The organism is Paracoccus onchidii (assembly GCF_028294535.1).
In the GTDB taxonomy this organism is placed as follows: domain Bacteria; phylum Pseudomonadota; class Alphaproteobacteria; order Rhodobacterales; family Rhodobacteraceae; genus Paracoccus; species Paracoccus onchidii.
Genome location: NZ_JAQBIE010000004.1, coordinates 129,444 through 145,120 on the forward strand (window position 1 = coordinate 129,444; position 15,677 = coordinate 145,120).

Genomic DNA, 15,677 nt, shown 5'->3' on the forward strand with positions numbered 1-15,677 from the left:
GTGAAGGCATCGCCTAAATCGCTGTCATGAGCCTGCGTCCCATTCTGATCCATCCCGATCCCCGCCTTAAAAAGGTGGCCGAGCCCGTCGCCCGCGTCACGCCCGAAATCGAGGCGCTGGCCGATGACATGCTGGCCACAATGTATGATGCGCCCGGCATCGGTCTGGCCGCGCCCCAGATCGGAGTTCTCAAGCGGATCTTCGTGATGGATGCGACCCGCGACCCCGAGGCCGAACGCCAGCCCTTGGTGCTGATCAACCCGGAGATCAGCTGGTCTTCGGAAGACCTGAACACCTATGACGAAGGTTGTCTGTCGATTCCTGACCAATATGGCGACGTGACCCGCCCCGCGCAGGTCCGGATGCAGTGGCTGGGTCTGGACGGCAAGACACATGAGCGGGATTTCGACGAACTCTGGGCGACCTGCGCCCAGCACGAGCTGGACCACCTGAACGGCATTCTGTTCATTGATCACATGTCCGCCATCAAGCGTCAGATGATCACCCGCAAGATGGTCAAGCTGAAGCGCGAGCGGGCGCGCGGTTGAAAGGATGCGGCTGCGGATGGCCCGATCTTCACGCAGCCAGATCCGGTGACATGATTTAAGGACCCAGACCCGATGACCGTTCGCGCCTGCCTGCCCTATGGCGATCCCAGATTGCACCGACCGGCCGCACCGGTCGAATCCGTCACCCAGACGGTTCGCATGATCTGGGACGACATGATCGACACGATGGAGGCCATGCCCGGTGTCGGTCTTGCTGCGCCCCAGATCGGCATCATGATGCGGCTGGCGGTCGTGGATGCCTCGGACAAGCGGGGTCAGGCTGTCAGGATGGCCAATCCCGAAATCCTTCATTCCAGCATCAAGCTGCGCAGCCATGAAGAGGCCAGCCCGAATCTGCCCGGCGTCTCGGCGCTGATCGAACGGCCGCGGGCTGTCACGGTCCGTTTCCTGAATTTCGACGGGGAAATCGAAGAACGCGATTTCGTCGGCCTTTGGGCGACCAGCGTTCAACATCAATGTGACCATCTGGACGGGCGGTTGTTCGTCGATCACCTGTCGCCGTTACGGCGCAAGATGCTTGTCCAGAAATCGACCAAACTGGCCCGCAAGGCCTAGATCCCGGCCACCGTGGCCAGACAAGACGGGGGTGATATGCGAGTGATCTTCATGGGAACGCCCGAATTTTCGGTGCCGGCGCTTCAGGCGATTGCAGCCGAACACACGGTCGTCGCGGTCTACAGCCAGCCACCTCGCGCCGCGGGCCGGGGCCAGAAAGCGCGACCTTCGGCCGTCCACCGGCAGGCCGAAGAACTGGGCCTGACCGTGCGCACGCCACTGAAACTGCGCGACGAGGCCGCGATCCGTGAATTTCGCGAGCTCGATGCCGATGTCGCGGTGGTCGTGGCCTATGGGCTGATCCTGCCGCAGGACATTCTCGACGCGCCGCGCTATGGCTGTCTGAACATCCATGCCTCGCTTTTGCCGCGCTGGCGTGGTGCCGCACCCATTCATCGCGCCATACTGGCAGGTGACGCGGAAACCGGCGTTGCCATCATGCAGATGGCGGCGGGGCTCGATACAGGGCCGGTCATCACCCAGAGCCGAACAGAAATCGGCGCCGAGGAAACCACCGTCGATCTGCATGATCGTTTGTCACAGATGGGCGCACAGCTTATCCTCTCCACCTTGGAATCCCTGCCGGCAACAGGGACGCCCCAATCGGAAGGGGGGGTGCTCTATGCCGAGAAGATCGAGAAATCGGAAGCTCGCATCGACTGGGCCCGCTCTGCGACCGAGGTCGATCGCCAGATTCGCGCCCTGTCGCCCTTTCCGGGGGCCTGGTGTGACATTGCCGGTGAAAGGGTAAAGCTCCTGCGCAGTCGCCTTAGGGACGGCGTGGGTGAGCCCGGACAGGTTCTTGACGGATTCCGGGTTGCCTGTGGCACGGGGGCCGTGGAAATCACGCAGGCTCAGCGAGCCGGTAAAAAGCCGATGAATGCGCAGGATCTGCTGCGCGGGTGGATTCTTCCTTCGCGGCTGTCCTGACGCGCGGCATATGCCGCGTTGTGCCTGAACGAGGCGGGGTTTACCCCCGCCCATCAGGCGCAACTCTGGTCGCGGGACGCAAGTGGCGTCCCGCTATCCATTCAGATCGCGCCGTGACAATGTTTGAACTTCTTGCCTGATCCACAGGGGCAGGGATCGTTGCGCGAGGGGTTCCCCCAGGTCGAGGGATCATTCTCGTCGAACCCTTCGATCAGCGGGGTCGGGGCATCGGCATCGTCGCTCGATTGCTTGTCCGCGCCATGTTCCATCGTCAGATGTTCTTGCGCCGCCTTTTGTTGCTCTGCCATCTGGCGCAGCATTTCTTCGCGCTCGGCCTCGGTCAATGGGCGGATCTGGGCAAGGCGCTGGGTGACATCGCCGCGCAGACTGTCCAGAAGCGTCTCGAACAGTTGGAACGCCTCGGTCTTGTATTCCGACAGCGGATCACGCTGTGCATATCCCCTGAAACCCACGACCGAGCGCAGATGTTCCAGCGTCACCAGATGTTCGCGCCATTTCTGGTCGATCATCTGCAACAGAACCTGCTTTTCGATATTGCGCATGTTCTCGGCGCCGAAGGCCTCGGCCTTCTCGGCCATATAGGTGTCGGTCGCTTCCTCGATCCGCTCGCGCATGGCGTCCTGATCGACACCTTCTTCGTCGGCCCAGTCCTGCAACGGCAGGTTCATGTTCAGCTTTTCGCGCGCCTGAGTTTTCAGGCCATCGATATCCCATTGATCGGCATAGGATTTCGGGGGCATGAAATCATCGACCAGATCGTCGACGACCTGGTGGCGCATATCGGCGGCGATTTCACCGACCTCTTCGCTGTCCATGATCTCGCGGCGCTGGCTGAAGATCGCCTTGCGCTGATCGTTCATCACATCGTCGAATTTCAGCAACTGCTTGCGGATGTCGAAGTTGCGGCCCTCGACCTTCGCCTGCGCGCGCTCCAGCGATTTGTTCACCCATGGGTGCACGATCGCCTCGCCTTCCTTCATCCCCAGCGAGGACAGGACCTTGTCCAGACGTTCGGACCCGAAGATCCGCATCAGGTCGTCATCCAGCGACAGGAAGAACAGCGAGCGGCCCGGATCGCCCTGACGGCCCGAGCGGCCGCGCAGCTGGTTGTCGATCCGGCGGCTTTCATGGCGTTCGGTGCCCAGAACGAACAGGCCGCCCGCGTCCAGCACCTTTTGCTTGTCGGTGGCGTGTTCGGCCTCGATTCGGGTGCGCAATTCGTCGGGATTGGCGTCGGGATCGGCGTTCAGCGCCTCCATGACCTTGATTTCGACATTGCCGCCCAACTGAATGTCGGTGCCGCGCCCGGCCATGTTGGTGGCGATGGTGACGGCGCCGGGCTTGCCGGCATCGGCAACGATCTGTGCCTCGGCCTCGTGCTGGCGGGCATTCAGGACGTTATGGGGGATGCCGTCCTTTTGCAGAAGGGCTGACAGCATTTCCGATTTCTCGATGCTGGTCGTGCCCACGAGGGTCGGTTGACCCTTGGCATGGGCTTCCTTGATTGCTTCGATCACGGCAGCGTATTTTTCCTGCGCGGTGCGATAGACGCGATCATGTTCGTCCAGTCGCTGGATCGGACGGTTCGTGGGAACCTCGACCACGCCCAGCTTGTAGATTTCGGCGAATTCCTCGGCCTCGGTGCTGGCGGTGCCGGTCATGCCCGACAGCTTGTCGTAAAGCCGGAAATAATTCTGAAAGGTCACGCTGGCCAGGGTCACGTTTTCAGGCTGGATGGCGACGCCTTCCTTGGCCTCGATTGCCTGATGCAGACCGTCCGACAGGCGGCGGCCCTTCATCATGCGGCCGGTGAATTCGTCGATCAGCGCCACTTCGCCATCGCGGATCATGTAGTGCTGATCCTTCAGGAACAGCTTGTGCGCGCGCAGGGCCTGGTTGGCATGGTGGACGATGGTGGTCGATTCCGGATCATATAGCGTCTGGCCTTCGGGCAGGATGCCGTCTGCCGACAGCTTCTGTTCCAGAAACTCGTTGCCTTCCTCGGTAAAGGTGGCGTTGCGCGCCTTTTCGTCCAGCTTGTAATGTTCTTCGGTCAGCAGCGGGATGTATTTGTCCAGCGTGACATACAGTTCCGAACGGTCCTGCGACGGCCCCGAGATGATCAGCGGGGTCCGCGCCTCGTCGATCAGGATGCTGTCCACCTCGTCGACGATGGCGAAATGATGGCCGCGCTGGACCATTTCCTCGACGCTGCCCTTCATGTTGTCGCGCAGATAGTCGAAACCCAGTTCATTGTTCGTCGAATAGGTCACATCGGCCTGATAGGCGTCGCGCTTTTCGGCCTCGGGCTGGAAAGGATAGACCGCGCCGCTGGTCATGCCCAGCTGGGTAAAGACCTTGCCCATCCATTCGGCATCGCGCTTGGCCAGATAGTCGTTCACCGTGACGACATGCACGCCCTTGCCGGTCAGCGCGTTCAGATAGGCAGGGAAGGTCGCGACCAGCGTCTTGCCCTCACCGGTCTTCATCTCGGCGATATTGCCCTGATGCAGGAAGATGCCGCCCATCAGCTGCGTGTCGAAGGCCCGCAGCCCAAGCGCGCGGCGTGCGCCCTCGCGGCAGTTGGCGAAGGCTTCCGGCAGCAGCGCATCCAGTTTCTCGCCATCGGCGATACGTTTCTGGAAATCGCGGGTCTTCTGGACCAGCCCTTCATCGGAAAGCGCCTTGAATTCGTCTTCCAACGCGTTGATCTGGGCAACCAGACCGCGTGTCGATTTCACTTTGCGGTCGTTCGGGGTGCCGAAGACCTTTTTCGCCAGATTTCCAATGCCGAGCATATTACCTTCGCAATCACGTTGTTGGGAAAGCTTGTCAAAGCTGGGCCACTTGCCCGGACCAGCCGCATTGCCGTATCAGGGGCCTGAACGAAAGCGGCGGCGGCGCCTTCCACGGTTGATTGGGATGTATGCCTCGCCTGCTTGACTGTCAACGCTGGCGGGGTTTCCTATCGGGGCTCTGTCGTGATTTGCAAAGGATTTTCCATGCTGAAACCGTCGATTCTGGCCGCATTCACTTTGGCGGCACCGGTTCTGATGCCTGCGATCGCCGCAGCACAGGACAAGGGCGCCGACACGGTGGTTGCGACCGTGAACGGTCAAACGATCACGCTGGGGCAGATGATCGTGATGAAGCAATCGGTGCAAGACCCGCAAATGGCCGGTCTGCCCGATCAGGCGCTGTGGGACATGATGCTGGATCAGCTGATCCGTCAAACCGCCGTGGCAGGCACCGGAAAGGAAAATGCAGGCGTGCGCGCGCAGCTGGAGTTGCAGCGCCGCAACACTTTGGCGACCGCCGCCGTCACACAGGTGGCCGAGGTCGAGCCGACCGATGCCGAAATTCAGGCGACCTACGCGAAACTGTTCGGCGAAACCGAGCCTGCGACCGAATATTCTGCCGCGCATATCCTGGTCGAGACCGAAGACGAGGCCAAGGAGATCAAGGCCGAACTGGACGGTGGGGCCGATTTCGGAACACTGGCCGAAGAGCGTTCGACCGGCCCCAGTGGTCCGAACAAGGGTGATCTGGGCTGGTTTGCGCCCGAACAGATGGTCGCGCCCTTTGCGGATGCGGTGAAGGCGCTGGAAAAGGGGCAGGTCTCTGATCCCGTGCAGACCGATTTCGGCTGGCATGTCATCAAGTTGAACGACACCCGCCAGACCGAGGCCCCGGCCCTCGAAGAGGTGCGCGAGCAGGTCGTTCAGATGGTGCGCCGTGAGAAAGTCGAAGCCGAAATCGAAAACATCGTCGAGGCTGCCGAGATCGAAAAGGTCGAGGGGGTCGAACCTGCACTGATGAATGACGTCGACCTGCTGGAGGGGGAATAATGGGCAAGGCGGGGCTTCCGGTTTCGCCTCTGGCGCCCGCACGTTTCCCCGATCTGCCGGTGGTCGCCGGGGTCGAATTCGCCAGCGGTGCGGCAGGCGTCAAATATCAGGGTCGCACGGATGTGACCCTGATCAGGATCGCGCCGGGGTCCAGCATCGCGGGCGCCTTTACCCGGTCCTCGACCCGCGCGGCCTGCGTTCTGGACAATCAGGCCAAGCTGGCACAGGGGGGCGATGCGCCGGACGGCGCCGCGATCATCGTCAATTCCGGCAATGCGAATGCCTTTACCGGCGCGCGCGGGCAGGAATCGGTCGATGCGGTCACGGCGGCGGTCGCCAGCGCCACCGGCGTTCCGGCGTCGCGGGTGTTTTCGTCCTCGACCGGGGTGATCGGCGAGCCGCTGCCCCATGACCGGATCGTGGCCATCACCGATGATCTGGCAGGCGGACTGTCACAGGATGGCGTGGCCGAGGCCGCCCGCGCGATCATGACCACCGACACCTTCCCCAAGGGCGCTTCGGCGGCCGTGGCGGGTGATGGCGGGCAGATCCACATCACCGGCATCGCCAAGGGATCGGGCATGGTCGCGCCCGATATGGCGACGATGCTGGTCTATATCTTTACCGATGCCAGAATTTCGGCACCGCTGCTGCAACAGGCGCTGTCGGGCCATATGGACAGCACCTTCAACGCGATCACGGTGGACAGCGACACCTCGACCTCGGATGCGCTGATCCTTGCGGCGACCGGGCGCAGCGATGCGGCCGAGATCACCTCGCTGGACAGTGGCGCGGGCGCGGCCTTCACGGCGGCGCTGCAACAGGTGATGCGCGAACTGGCGCATCTGGTCGTGCGCGACGGCGAGGGGGCGACGAAATTCGTCGAGGTTCAGGTCACCGGCGCCGAGACCGAGGCCGATGCCCATAAGGTCGCCATGGCCATCGCCAATTCGCCGCTGGTCAAGACCGCCATCGCCGGCGAGGACGCCAATTGGGGGCGCATCGTCATGGCGGTCGGCAAATCCGGCGCAAAGGCCGACCGCGACCTGCTGACCATCCGTTTCGGCGATATGGTTCTGGCAGAAAAGGGCTGGCGCGCCCCGGGTTACGACGAGGCCGCGGCCAGTGCCTATATGAAGAATCAGAACCTGCTGATCGCGGTGGATCTGGGGCTGGGGCAGGGCGCGCGCACCGCGTGGACCTGTGATCTGACCCATGGCTATATCGACATCAACGCGGATTACCGGTCGTGAAGACGGTTCTGGTCGCCGCCGTTGCGCTGATCGATCCTGACGGGCGCGTGCTTCTTGCACAGCGCCCGGAAGGGAAACCCATGGCTGGGCTGTGGGAATTTCCGGGCGGCAAGGTCGAGCCCGGCGAAACCCCCGAAGTCGCGCTGATCCGCGAGCTGGACGAGGAGCTGGGCATCCAGACCTGGGACAGCTGCCTTGCGCCCCTGACCTTCGCCAGCCACCGCTATGACGATTTCCATTTGCTGATGCCCGTATTCGCCTGCCGCAAATGGCAGGGAATCGTTCAGCCGCGTGAAGGGCAGTCGCTGGCATGGGTGCATGCGCGTGATTTGCGCAATTACCCCATGCCTGCGGCGGATATTCCGCTGATTCCGGCGCTACAGATGTGGCTTTGATGTCCTGTTGGTCACAAATCTGACGCAAACACGCGCAAGAACGCGATAAATATACGAATTTTTAGGCAGTTTATGGGACCATTTTCCTCGGAGAGAGGGAAATGGAAATGATTCGCACGATTATGATCGGTAACTACATTTCGGTGCAGGGTTTGTTTGAAAAGCTGGGCCGCAACGGAAATATCGTCATTCGGGTCGGTATGAGGTCATTCGAGGGCCGCCCGGTCCCGGATACACAACTCGGACTGTCCTGATCGCAGCTTCGGCTCAGATAGCTTGCTCTGAAACGTTCAGGTCACAGAAAAAGGGCGGCCACTGGCCGCCCTTTCGCGTTTCGGTGATTGCAGATGCGGATCACAGGGTCCGTTCGACCTCTTCGCGTTCAAAGATCTCGATAACGTCTCCGGGACGGATGTCGTCATAGTTTTCAAAGGCCATGCCGCATTCCTGACCGGACTGCACTTCCTTGACCTCGTCCTTGAAGCGCTTGAGCGTCTTCAGCGTGCCTTCGTGGATCACCACGTTGTCGCGCAGCAGGCGGACACCCGCGCTGCGGCGTGCAATGCCTTCGGTGACCAGGCAGCCTGCAACCTTGCCGACGCCCGTGACCTTGAAGACTTCGCGGATCTCGGCATAGCCGATGAAGTTTTCGCGCACTTCGGCCGACAGCAGGCCAGACGCAGCCGCCTTGATGTCATCCACCAGATCATAGATGACCGAGTAATAGCGGATCTCGACACCCTTCTGGTTGGCCGAGTTGCGGGCCGGGGCGTTGGCACGGACGTTGAAGCCCATGACCGGCGCCTGGCTGGCTTCGGCCAGGCCGATATCGGATTCGGTGATCGCACCGACACCGTAATGCAGAACGCGAACGCGAACCTCGTCATTGCCGACCTTTTCCAGCGCCTGCACGATTGCCTCGGCAGAACCCTGCACGTCGGCTTTGAGGACGACGGGCAATTCAGCGACCGTTTCATCGGCCTTGGCCTTGGCCATCAGCTGTTCCAGCGTGGTCGCGGCTCCGGCGGCAGCACGCTTGTCCTTGGCCTGCTGCATCCGGTAATCGGCGATCTCACGGGCCTGCGCCTCGGTTTCGACCACGTTCAACACGTCGCCGGCCTCTGGTGTGCCGTTCAGACCCAGAACCTCGACAGGAACCGAGGGACCGGCTTCGTCGACGCGTGCGCCCTGATCATTGATCAGTGCACGAACTTTACCCCATTGCTCGCCCACGACGAAGATGTCGCCACGATGCAATGTGCCGTGCTGCACCAGAACTGTCGCGACCGGGCCGCGCCCGACGTCGAGCTGCGCCTCGATCACGGCACCCTGTGCGGCGCGATCCGGGTTGGCCTTCAGTTCAAGGATCTCGGCCTGAAGCGCGATGGCTTCCAGCAGCTCGTCCAGACCTTTGCCGGTCTTGGCCGAAACTTCGACATCCTGAACATCGCCCGACAGCTTCTCGACGATGACTTCCTGGTGCAGCAGCGCGGTGCGCACCTTGTCGGCATCGGCTTCGGGCTTGTCGACCTTGTTGATCGCCACGATCATCGGCACCTTGGCTGCCTTGGCGTGGTTGATGGCCTCGATCGTCTGCGGCATCACCGCGTCATCGGCGGCGACAACCAGAACGACGATATCGGTCACATTCGCACCACGCGCCCGCATCGATGTGAACGCCGCGTGGCCCGGTGTGTCGAGGAATGACAGCACTGCACCCGATTCGGTGGTCACCTGATAGGCGCCGATATGCTGGGTGATGCCGCCAGCCTCGCCAGACACGACATTGGCCTTGCGGATGGCGTCCAGCAACGAGGTCTTGCCGTGGTCGACATGGCCCATGATCGTGATGATCGGCGGGCGCGACTTGAGGTCCTCGACCTTGTCCTCGACCTGATCGATGACCTGTTCGACATCGGCGTCGCTGACGCGCACGGCCTTGTGGCCGAACTCTTCGATGACCACTTCGGCAGTGTCCGCGTCAATCGATTGGTTCATGGACACCATCATGCCCATTTTCATCAGCGATTTGACGACATCCGCGGCGCGCTCGGCCATGCGATTGGCCAGTTCCGACACCACGATCGCCTCGGGAAGCTGCACTTCACGAACCTGCTTTTCGGTGCGCTGGCTGCCGCCCATGGCCTTTTGACGCGCGCGCTCTTGCTTGCGCTTCATGGCGGCCATGCTGCGCTGACGGCCACCTTCGCCATTCAGTGCCTGGTTGAGCGAAAGCTTGCCCGAACGGCGGTTGTCGTCGCGACCACCCTTGCCGCGGCTGTCGCGGTCATTGCCGCGATCGGGCCGGTCACGGTCCGACTTGCGCGCTCCGCCGGCCGAAACGCCCTTGGTTTCGGCGCGGGCGGCGGCTGCCTCGATTGCGGCTTGATCTGGCGCGGCATTGCGCGCACCGGCAGCAGGCTTGGCCCGATCATCCTTTTTCGGGGCGTCCTTTCTGGCGGCCTCTTTTTTCGGGGCCTCTTTCTTGCGCGTGGCTTCTTCGGCTTCGCGGGCGCGGCGCGCCTCTTCTTCGGCCTTGGCTTTCAACGCCTCTTCGCGTTCGCGTTCTTCACGCTCTTTGGCCTCGGCCTCGGCGCGGCGGCGCGCGCGTTCTTCCTCGCGGGCCTTTTCTTGGGCTTCGCGGGCGGCGGCCTCTTCGACCTCGCGCGCCTTGGCGGCGGCAAGGGCCTTCAGGCGGCGCTCCATTTCGGCTTCCGAGATGCCGGCAGGCCGTTTGGATGGGTCGCTGGCATGTTTCGAGACCAGAGGCGATTTTGCTTTATCGACAGCCCCGCCAGCGCCGCTGCCCGATTTCGGGACAACCACGCGCTTGCGTTTGGTCTCCACGACCACACTTTTGGTGCGTCCGTGACTGAAACTCTGTTTGACCTGACCCGAGCGGCCACTGCCACCGAGGCCCAGGGTCTTCTTTCCGTCTTTATCGCTCATCTGCGTCTTCATTCCTTCCCGGTGGCCGTATTACCACCGTCATGCCCGCGCAGACCCGTCAGTCTGCCGGCTTCCAAGATCACCTTGTCCGTCAGGCCACCCGCCGCAAGCGCGCCGTGTATGACATGATCACGCCCGAAGGACAAACCCAATTCTGATGCGGTCAGGCAGCCGAACCAGCGTCCGCCCGTTGGCGTCCACAGCTTGCCCTTGCCGCGTTCCGACCCGTCACTGGCCTGCAGCAGCACCTTGGCGCGTCCTTCTGCCAGCCAACCCTTTACCTTTTCGAACCCGGCCACGGCACGACCGGATTTGCGTGTCAGCGAGATCAGTTCGATCACGCGTCTTGCGACCCCGGCCTCGACCAGATCGGCCAGATCGGCCGGAGCCTTGACCTGTGTTCGGGCCGCGCGCGAAAACAAGCCTTTCGCACTGGCCTTTTCGATGGCCGCACGATCGGCGGCCACCCATATTCCACGACCTGGCAATTTGTTGGCCAGATCTGGCACGATCTCGGCATCCGGGCCAAGAACGAACCGGATCAGTCCGGCCTTGGGCTGGACTTCTCCGGTGGCGATGCAGCGCCGTTCGGGCTCATCGCGGGTCTGGTTGCGACCTCCTCGGCTCACGCCGATCAGCTCCGGGGCGGTCAGGCCCCGGCCTCCGTGTTGCCTTCGTCACCTGCAACGGCTTCTTCAGCTTCGGCTGCCCCGCCTTCGCCGGCGTCTTCTTCTCCGGTGGTTTCCAGCTCGGTCGGGTCAACCCAGCCAAGTAGGACGCGGGCCGTCATCACCATCGTCTGCGCCTCTTCGAGGCTGATATCGAAAGGCTCGAGCAGGCCGTCATCCTTGACGCGCTGTCCGTTGGCAGTCGTCCAGCCGCCGGCCAGTTCCCAATCCGCGCAGGTCGCGAAATCTTCCAGCGTCTTGATGTCGTCCTTGGCCAATGCCTCTACCATTTGGGGGGTGAGGCCTTCGAATTCAATAAGGCTGTCCTCGGCGCCAAGGGCACGCGCATTTTCGAGCGCGGCCTTGTTGCGGGCCTCCAGAACGTCGCGGGCGCGGGCCTGCAACTCCGAAGCGGTGCCTTCGTCCACGCCTTCGATCGACAAAAGCTCGTCCTGTTCGACATAGGCGACTTCTTCGAGATCGGTGAAGCCTTCGGCCACCAGCAGCTGGGCGAAGAACTCGTCCAGGTCCAGCGCATCCATGAACAGCGCCGTGCGGGCATTGAATTCGGCCTGACGACGCTTGGATTCCTCTTCCTCGGTCAGGATGTCGATATCCAGACCGGTCAGCTGGCTGGCCAGGCGCACGTTCTGGCCGCGACGGCCGATCGCAAGGCTGAGCTGTTCATCGGGAACCACGACCTCGATCTTGCCGGCTTCCTCGTCAAAGACGACCTTTGCGACCTCTGCGGGTTGCAGCGCGTTCACAAGGAAGGTGGCGTGATCTTCGTTCCACGGAATGATGTCGATCTTTTCGCCCTGCAATTCGCCCACAACGGCCTGCACGCGGCTGCCGCGCATACCGACACAGGCACCGACGGGATCGATGCTGTTGTCAAAGGAAATCACGGCAATCTTGGCACGGCTGCCCGGATCGCGCGCCACGGCCTTGATCTCGATGATACCGTCATAGATTTCGGGCACTTCCATCTTGAACAGTTCGGCCATGAACTGCGGATCGGTGCGCGACAGGAAGATCTGCGGGCCACGCGTCTCGCGGCGCACATCCTTGACATAGGCGCGGATACGGTCGTTCGGGCGATAGCTTTCGCGACCGATCTTTTCGTTGCGGCGCAGAATCGCCTCGCCACGGCCAACATCGACGATGATGTTGCCATATTCCTCGCGCTTGACGATGCCGTTGATGATGGTGCCGGCGCGATCCTTGAATTCTTCGTACTGGCGATCGCGCTCTGCCTCGCGGACGCGCTGCAGGATGACCTGCTTGGCCGATTGCGCGGCAATGCGGCCCAGTTCGACCGGGGGCACTTCGTCGATGATTTCGTCGCCGACCTTGGGATCATCCAGATAGGGGCGCGCCTGTTCGGCCGTCAGTTCGGCCTGGTAATTCTCGACCGCGTCATCTTCGACCACGGTGCGGATGCGGGTAAAGGTCGCGTTGCCGGTCCGGCGGTCGATCTTGACGCGGATGTCCATTTCGGCCCCGTAGCGCGACTTGGCGGCGCGGGCGAGGCTGTCTTCCATGGCTTCGATGACCAGCTCGGGCTCGATCATCTTTTCGCGCGCAACGGCTTCGGCCGTTTGCAGCAGTTCCAGCTGGTTGGCAGAGGTGATTGCCATCACTTACTCCTTGGCATTGGCGCCGTCCGCGCCTTCATTGTCTTCGGTTTCGATTGCGTCGAACGCGCTTTCGTCCAGGTTGTCGATTTCGATGCCAGCCTCTTTCTTCTGGCGCAGCATCTCGCGAATCAGTTCATCGGTCAGGACCAGCTTGGCATCGGACAGCCAGTCGAAATTCAGGCCGATGGTCTGCGTTTCGCCGCCTTCCTCGATGTTCAGCAGGATTTCGTCGCCTTCGATGCCGGCCAGAACGCCTTTCCAGCGTTTGCGACCGTCGATCTGTTGGTTCGTTTCCAGCTTGACCTCATAGCCTTCGAAGGCATCGAAATCCTTGATGCGGGTCAGCGGTCGGTCGATGCCGGGACTGCTGACCTCCAGGTGATAGGCATCCTCGATCGGATCCTCGACATCCAGTGTCGCGCTGACGGCGACCGAGATATCTCCGCAGTCATCGACATTGATGCCGCCGTCGGGACGGTCGGCCATGATCTGCAGGGTGGCGGTCTTGCCGCCTTGAAGGCGCACACGCACCAATTCAAACCCCAGATCCTCGATCACCGGGGTGATAATCTCGGCCAGGCGCCGGTCGATGGCGGTCTTGGCGATCAGGTCGTTTGACATGGCAACCCTTCGGATATGAAAAAGGGCCCTCAGCGGGCCCATGCGTCATGCGTCGGTGGGCAGGGGGTGGAAGCCTGCACCGCTGTTGATCTGCATATAGACGCGCCGAACGATAAATGCAAGCATGCCGCGTATCGGCCTGCCCCCGGCACCTGTAGGGGCGCGGGCCGCAAAGTGAGTATCTGACGATAACCAGGTAGTTGATGACCAGTATTGACGTTGCCATCCCGCCCGGCGCTGCGCTTGGCTGGGCGCCGATTTTCGACCTGGCCCAAGTGGCCGCCAAGCTGTTTGACGGTGAAATCGTCCATTATCCCGACGTGTATCCCGGCAAGCTGCAAAAGCTGTGGGGGTTGCGCCCCCGCGCGCGGGGAACGCGTGATCGGGGGTTGATGGCGCTGCTTTACGGCCCGGCCGATATTTCCAAACTGCGCGAAAGCCTGTCATTTCGGCAGGATTACCGCTTTGTGATCGCGTGGATCATCGATTCCTTCTGGGAGGACAGGAATGTCCGCAAGATGGATTTCGGCGGCGTCGATCTGCTGTGCATCATCCGTCGGGACGAGGAAGATTACTATCGCCGTCTTGTCGGGAATCGGGTGCTGTCGCTGAATTGGGGCAGCAACGTTCTGGAACGCGGTTCGGCCCAGGCCGAGCGACCCATCGACCTGCAGCGTCTTGGGCGCCAGCCAACCGAATGGAATGACGACGAACGCAGCGCACAGGTCGCCCGGGAACTCGGGCTGGTCTTTGCCGGGCGGCCGCCGGAACCGCGCGATCCGGCGGCAAACATGAAGGAAATCGCACGCGCTTTCGGGTCGGCCAAATATCTGGTCGCGCATTCGAACCTGACCTCGATCGAGCCAAATACGCATAAGGTCAAGGAATACATCACGGCGCGCTGGACCGACGCATTGGCGTCGGGGTGTTCGATTGCGGGCGTGCAGCCGCGCAATGACAGCAGCTATCGCGATCTGTTCTGGCCGGGCGCGACGCTTGATTTCGACCGTGTTGATCTGCGCCACAACATGGCCGCTGTTGCCGAGGCGGTCTCGGCATGGACGCCAGAGCAAGCGCGGAACAATTACCGGATGTCGCTGCAACGACTGGACTGGCGCCACAGCCTGAAAAAGATTGCCGACAGGATGCAGCTGAGCTTTCCGGCATTGGATGCCGAACTGGCAGAGATTCGGAGAAAGGCTGTGTCCTAGCCCCCTGACTGCCGGTCGTCATCGCGGATCATATCCATCACCCGCACCAGCTCGGACGAGATGCGCGGTTCTGACAGGGCATGGCCAGATGCGGGAACGAAGTTCAGTTCGCATCTGTCCCAGCCATCCGCCAGTTCATGCGCCGAGATCGGGGGGCAGACCATATCATAGCGTCCCTGCACGATCACTGCGGGCAGGTGTTCGATCTTGTGGCGATCGCGCAGAAGCTGGTTTTCGGCCAGAAAACACCCGTTTGAGAAATAGTGGTTCTCAAGCCGAGCGAAGGCGCGGGCATATTCGGTGGGGGCGTGGCTGGCGGGGGTGGATTGCAGGCCGGCCAGCGCGTTTTCCCACATCAACCAGGGCAGGGCATAACGTGCCTGGCGGCCGGCATCGTCACAAAACAGCCGGCGATGATAGGCGGCGATCAGATCATCACGCTCGGCCGGGGGGATCGGATCAAGGAACTGCGCCCAGAGATCGGGAAAAAACCGGCCAGCGCCGCCGCCATAGAACCAGTCCAGTTCCGATTGCCGGGCCAGAAACACACCGCGAAGGACCAGGCCCGCGATGTGATCGGGATGGGCCTGTGCATAGGCCAGCGAAAGCGTGGCGCCCCAGCTGCCACCGAACAGCAGCCATGTTTCGATTCGCAACTGCTGGCGTATCAGGCAGATATCCGCGATCAGGTGTTGCGTGGTATTGGCTTCGACAGAGGCCGCCGGACGCGACCGGCCGCAGCCGCGTTGGTCAAACAGGATGACACGATAATGCGACGGATCGAAGAAGCGGCGCATATACGGGCTGCAGCCGCCGCCCGGTCCTCCGTGCAGGACAAGCACGGGGCGTCCATCGGGGTTGCCATATTGTTCGACATAAAGACGGTGCCCGTCACCCACGTCGAGAAGGCGACTGTCATAGGGGTCGCCTGCCGGGTGCAGTTGCTGTCTGGAAGTCGAGATTTGCCCTGCCATTCTGTCCATGAGCCAAGTATAGAACGAAGCCGAACCGGCCGCC

General features: G+C 61.9%; 13 protein-coding genes. 7 read left to right on the forward strand and 6 right to left on the reverse strand.

Going from position 1 to position 15,677, the window contains the following annotated elements; translation table 11 throughout:
* Positions 1 to 26: 26 nt before the first annotated feature.
* The 3 genes from def (PAF17_RS04600) to fmt all read left to right on the forward strand — a co-directional run bounded on the left by def (PAF17_RS04600) (position 27) and on the right by fmt (position 2,054).
* A complete protein-coding gene (gene def, locus PAF17_RS04600) occupies positions 27 to 548 on the forward strand; it encodes a peptide deformylase (RefSeq protein ID WP_271887907.1) in 522 nt (173 codons plus the stop codon).
* 72 nt (positions 549 to 620) lie between these two features.
* A complete protein-coding gene (gene def, locus PAF17_RS04605; protein WP_271887908.1) occupies positions 621 to 1,124 on the forward strand; it encodes a peptide deformylase in 504 nt (167 codons plus the stop codon).
* Between the two features lie 36 nt (positions 1,125 to 1,160).
* Entirely contained in the window at positions 1,161 to 2,054 is an 894-nt protein-coding gene (fmt, locus tag PAF17_RS04610; protein ID WP_271887909.1) for a methionyl-tRNA formyltransferase, read from the forward strand.
* A 101-nt stretch (positions 2,055 to 2,155) separates the two neighbouring features.
* On the opposite strand, the gene secA is transcribed toward fmt, so the two are convergent.
* Entirely contained in the window at positions 2,156 to 4,873 is a 2,718-nt protein-coding gene (gene secA, locus PAF17_RS04615) for a preprotein translocase subunit SecA (protein ID WP_271887910.1), read from the reverse strand.
* A gap of 204 nt (positions 4,874 to 5,077) precedes the next feature.
* Here secA and PAF17_RS04620 point away from each other — a divergent pair, with 204 nt between their 5' ends.
* Genes PAF17_RS04620 through PAF17_RS04630 form a run of 3 tightly spaced genes read left to right on the forward strand, consistent with a single transcriptional unit; the run spans position 5,078 to position 7,571 of the window.
* On the forward strand, positions 5,078 to 5,923 hold the full coding sequence (locus PAF17_RS04620) for a peptidylprolyl isomerase (protein ID WP_271887911.1): 846 nt from the start codon (positions 5,078 to 5,080) through the stop codon (positions 5,921 to 5,923).
* On the forward strand, positions 5,923 to 7,176 hold the full coding sequence (gene argJ / locus PAF17_RS04625; protein ID WP_271887912.1) for a bifunctional glutamate N-acetyltransferase/amino-acid acetyltransferase ArgJ: 1,254 nt from the start codon (positions 5,923 to 5,925) through the stop codon (positions 7,174 to 7,176). Before PAF17_RS04620 ends, argJ begins: the two co-directional genes overlap by 1 nt.
* Positions 7,173 to 7,571: a (deoxy)nucleoside triphosphate pyrophosphohydrolase gene (locus tag PAF17_RS04630; RefSeq protein WP_271887913.1), complete on the forward strand. Its 399-nt coding sequence runs from the start codon at positions 7,173 to 7,175 to the stop codon at positions 7,569 to 7,571. Before argJ ends, PAF17_RS04630 begins: the two co-directional genes overlap by 4 nt.
* A gap of 354 nt (positions 7,572 to 7,925) precedes the next feature.
* Here the strand turns inward: PAF17_RS04630 and infB are convergent, their stop codons facing one another.
* From infB to rimP, 4 genes are read right to left on the reverse strand one after another with little or no spacing between them, the layout of a single operon-like run.
* A complete protein-coding gene (gene infB, locus PAF17_RS04635; RefSeq protein ID WP_271887914.1) occupies positions 7,926 to 10,520 on the reverse strand; it encodes a translation initiation factor IF-2 in 2,595 nt (864 codons plus the stop codon).
* Positions 10,521 to 10,528: 8 nt separating this feature from the next.
* Positions 10,529 to 11,149: an RNA-binding protein gene (locus PAF17_RS04640; protein ID WP_271887915.1), complete on the reverse strand. Its 621-nt coding sequence runs from the start codon at positions 11,147 to 11,149 to the stop codon at positions 10,529 to 10,531.
* A 20-nt stretch (positions 11,150 to 11,169) separates the two neighbouring features.
* Positions 11,170 to 12,828: a transcription termination factor NusA gene (nusA, locus tag PAF17_RS04645; RefSeq protein WP_271887916.1), complete on the reverse strand. Its 1,659-nt coding sequence runs from the start codon at positions 12,826 to 12,828 to the stop codon at positions 11,170 to 11,172.
* Positions 12,829 to 12,831: 3 nt separating this feature from the next.
* The gene (rimP, locus tag PAF17_RS04650; RefSeq protein WP_271887917.1) at positions 12,832 to 13,449 is read right to left on the reverse strand and encodes a ribosome maturation factor RimP; all 618 of its coding nucleotides are present in this window, start codon (positions 13,447 to 13,449) and stop codon (positions 12,832 to 12,834) included.
* Positions 13,450 to 13,652: 203 nt separating this feature from the next.
* Here rimP and PAF17_RS04655 point away from each other — a divergent pair, with 203 nt between their 5' ends.
* Positions 13,653 to 14,660 (forward strand): hypothetical protein, encoded by a 1,008-nt coding sequence (locus PAF17_RS04655; protein WP_271887918.1) that lies wholly within the window; start codon positions 13,653 to 13,655, stop codon positions 14,658 to 14,660.
* Here PAF17_RS04655 and pip read toward each other — a convergent pair.
* Positions 14,657 to 15,643 carry a prolyl aminopeptidase gene (gene pip / locus PAF17_RS04660; protein ID WP_271887919.1) on the reverse strand — a complete coding sequence of 329 codons (987 nt, stop codon included), beginning with the start codon at positions 15,641 to 15,643 and terminating at the stop codon, positions 14,657 to 14,659. The genes PAF17_RS04655 and pip overlap by 4 nt on opposite strands.
* Between the last annotated feature and the right edge of the window lie 34 nt (positions 15,644 to 15,677).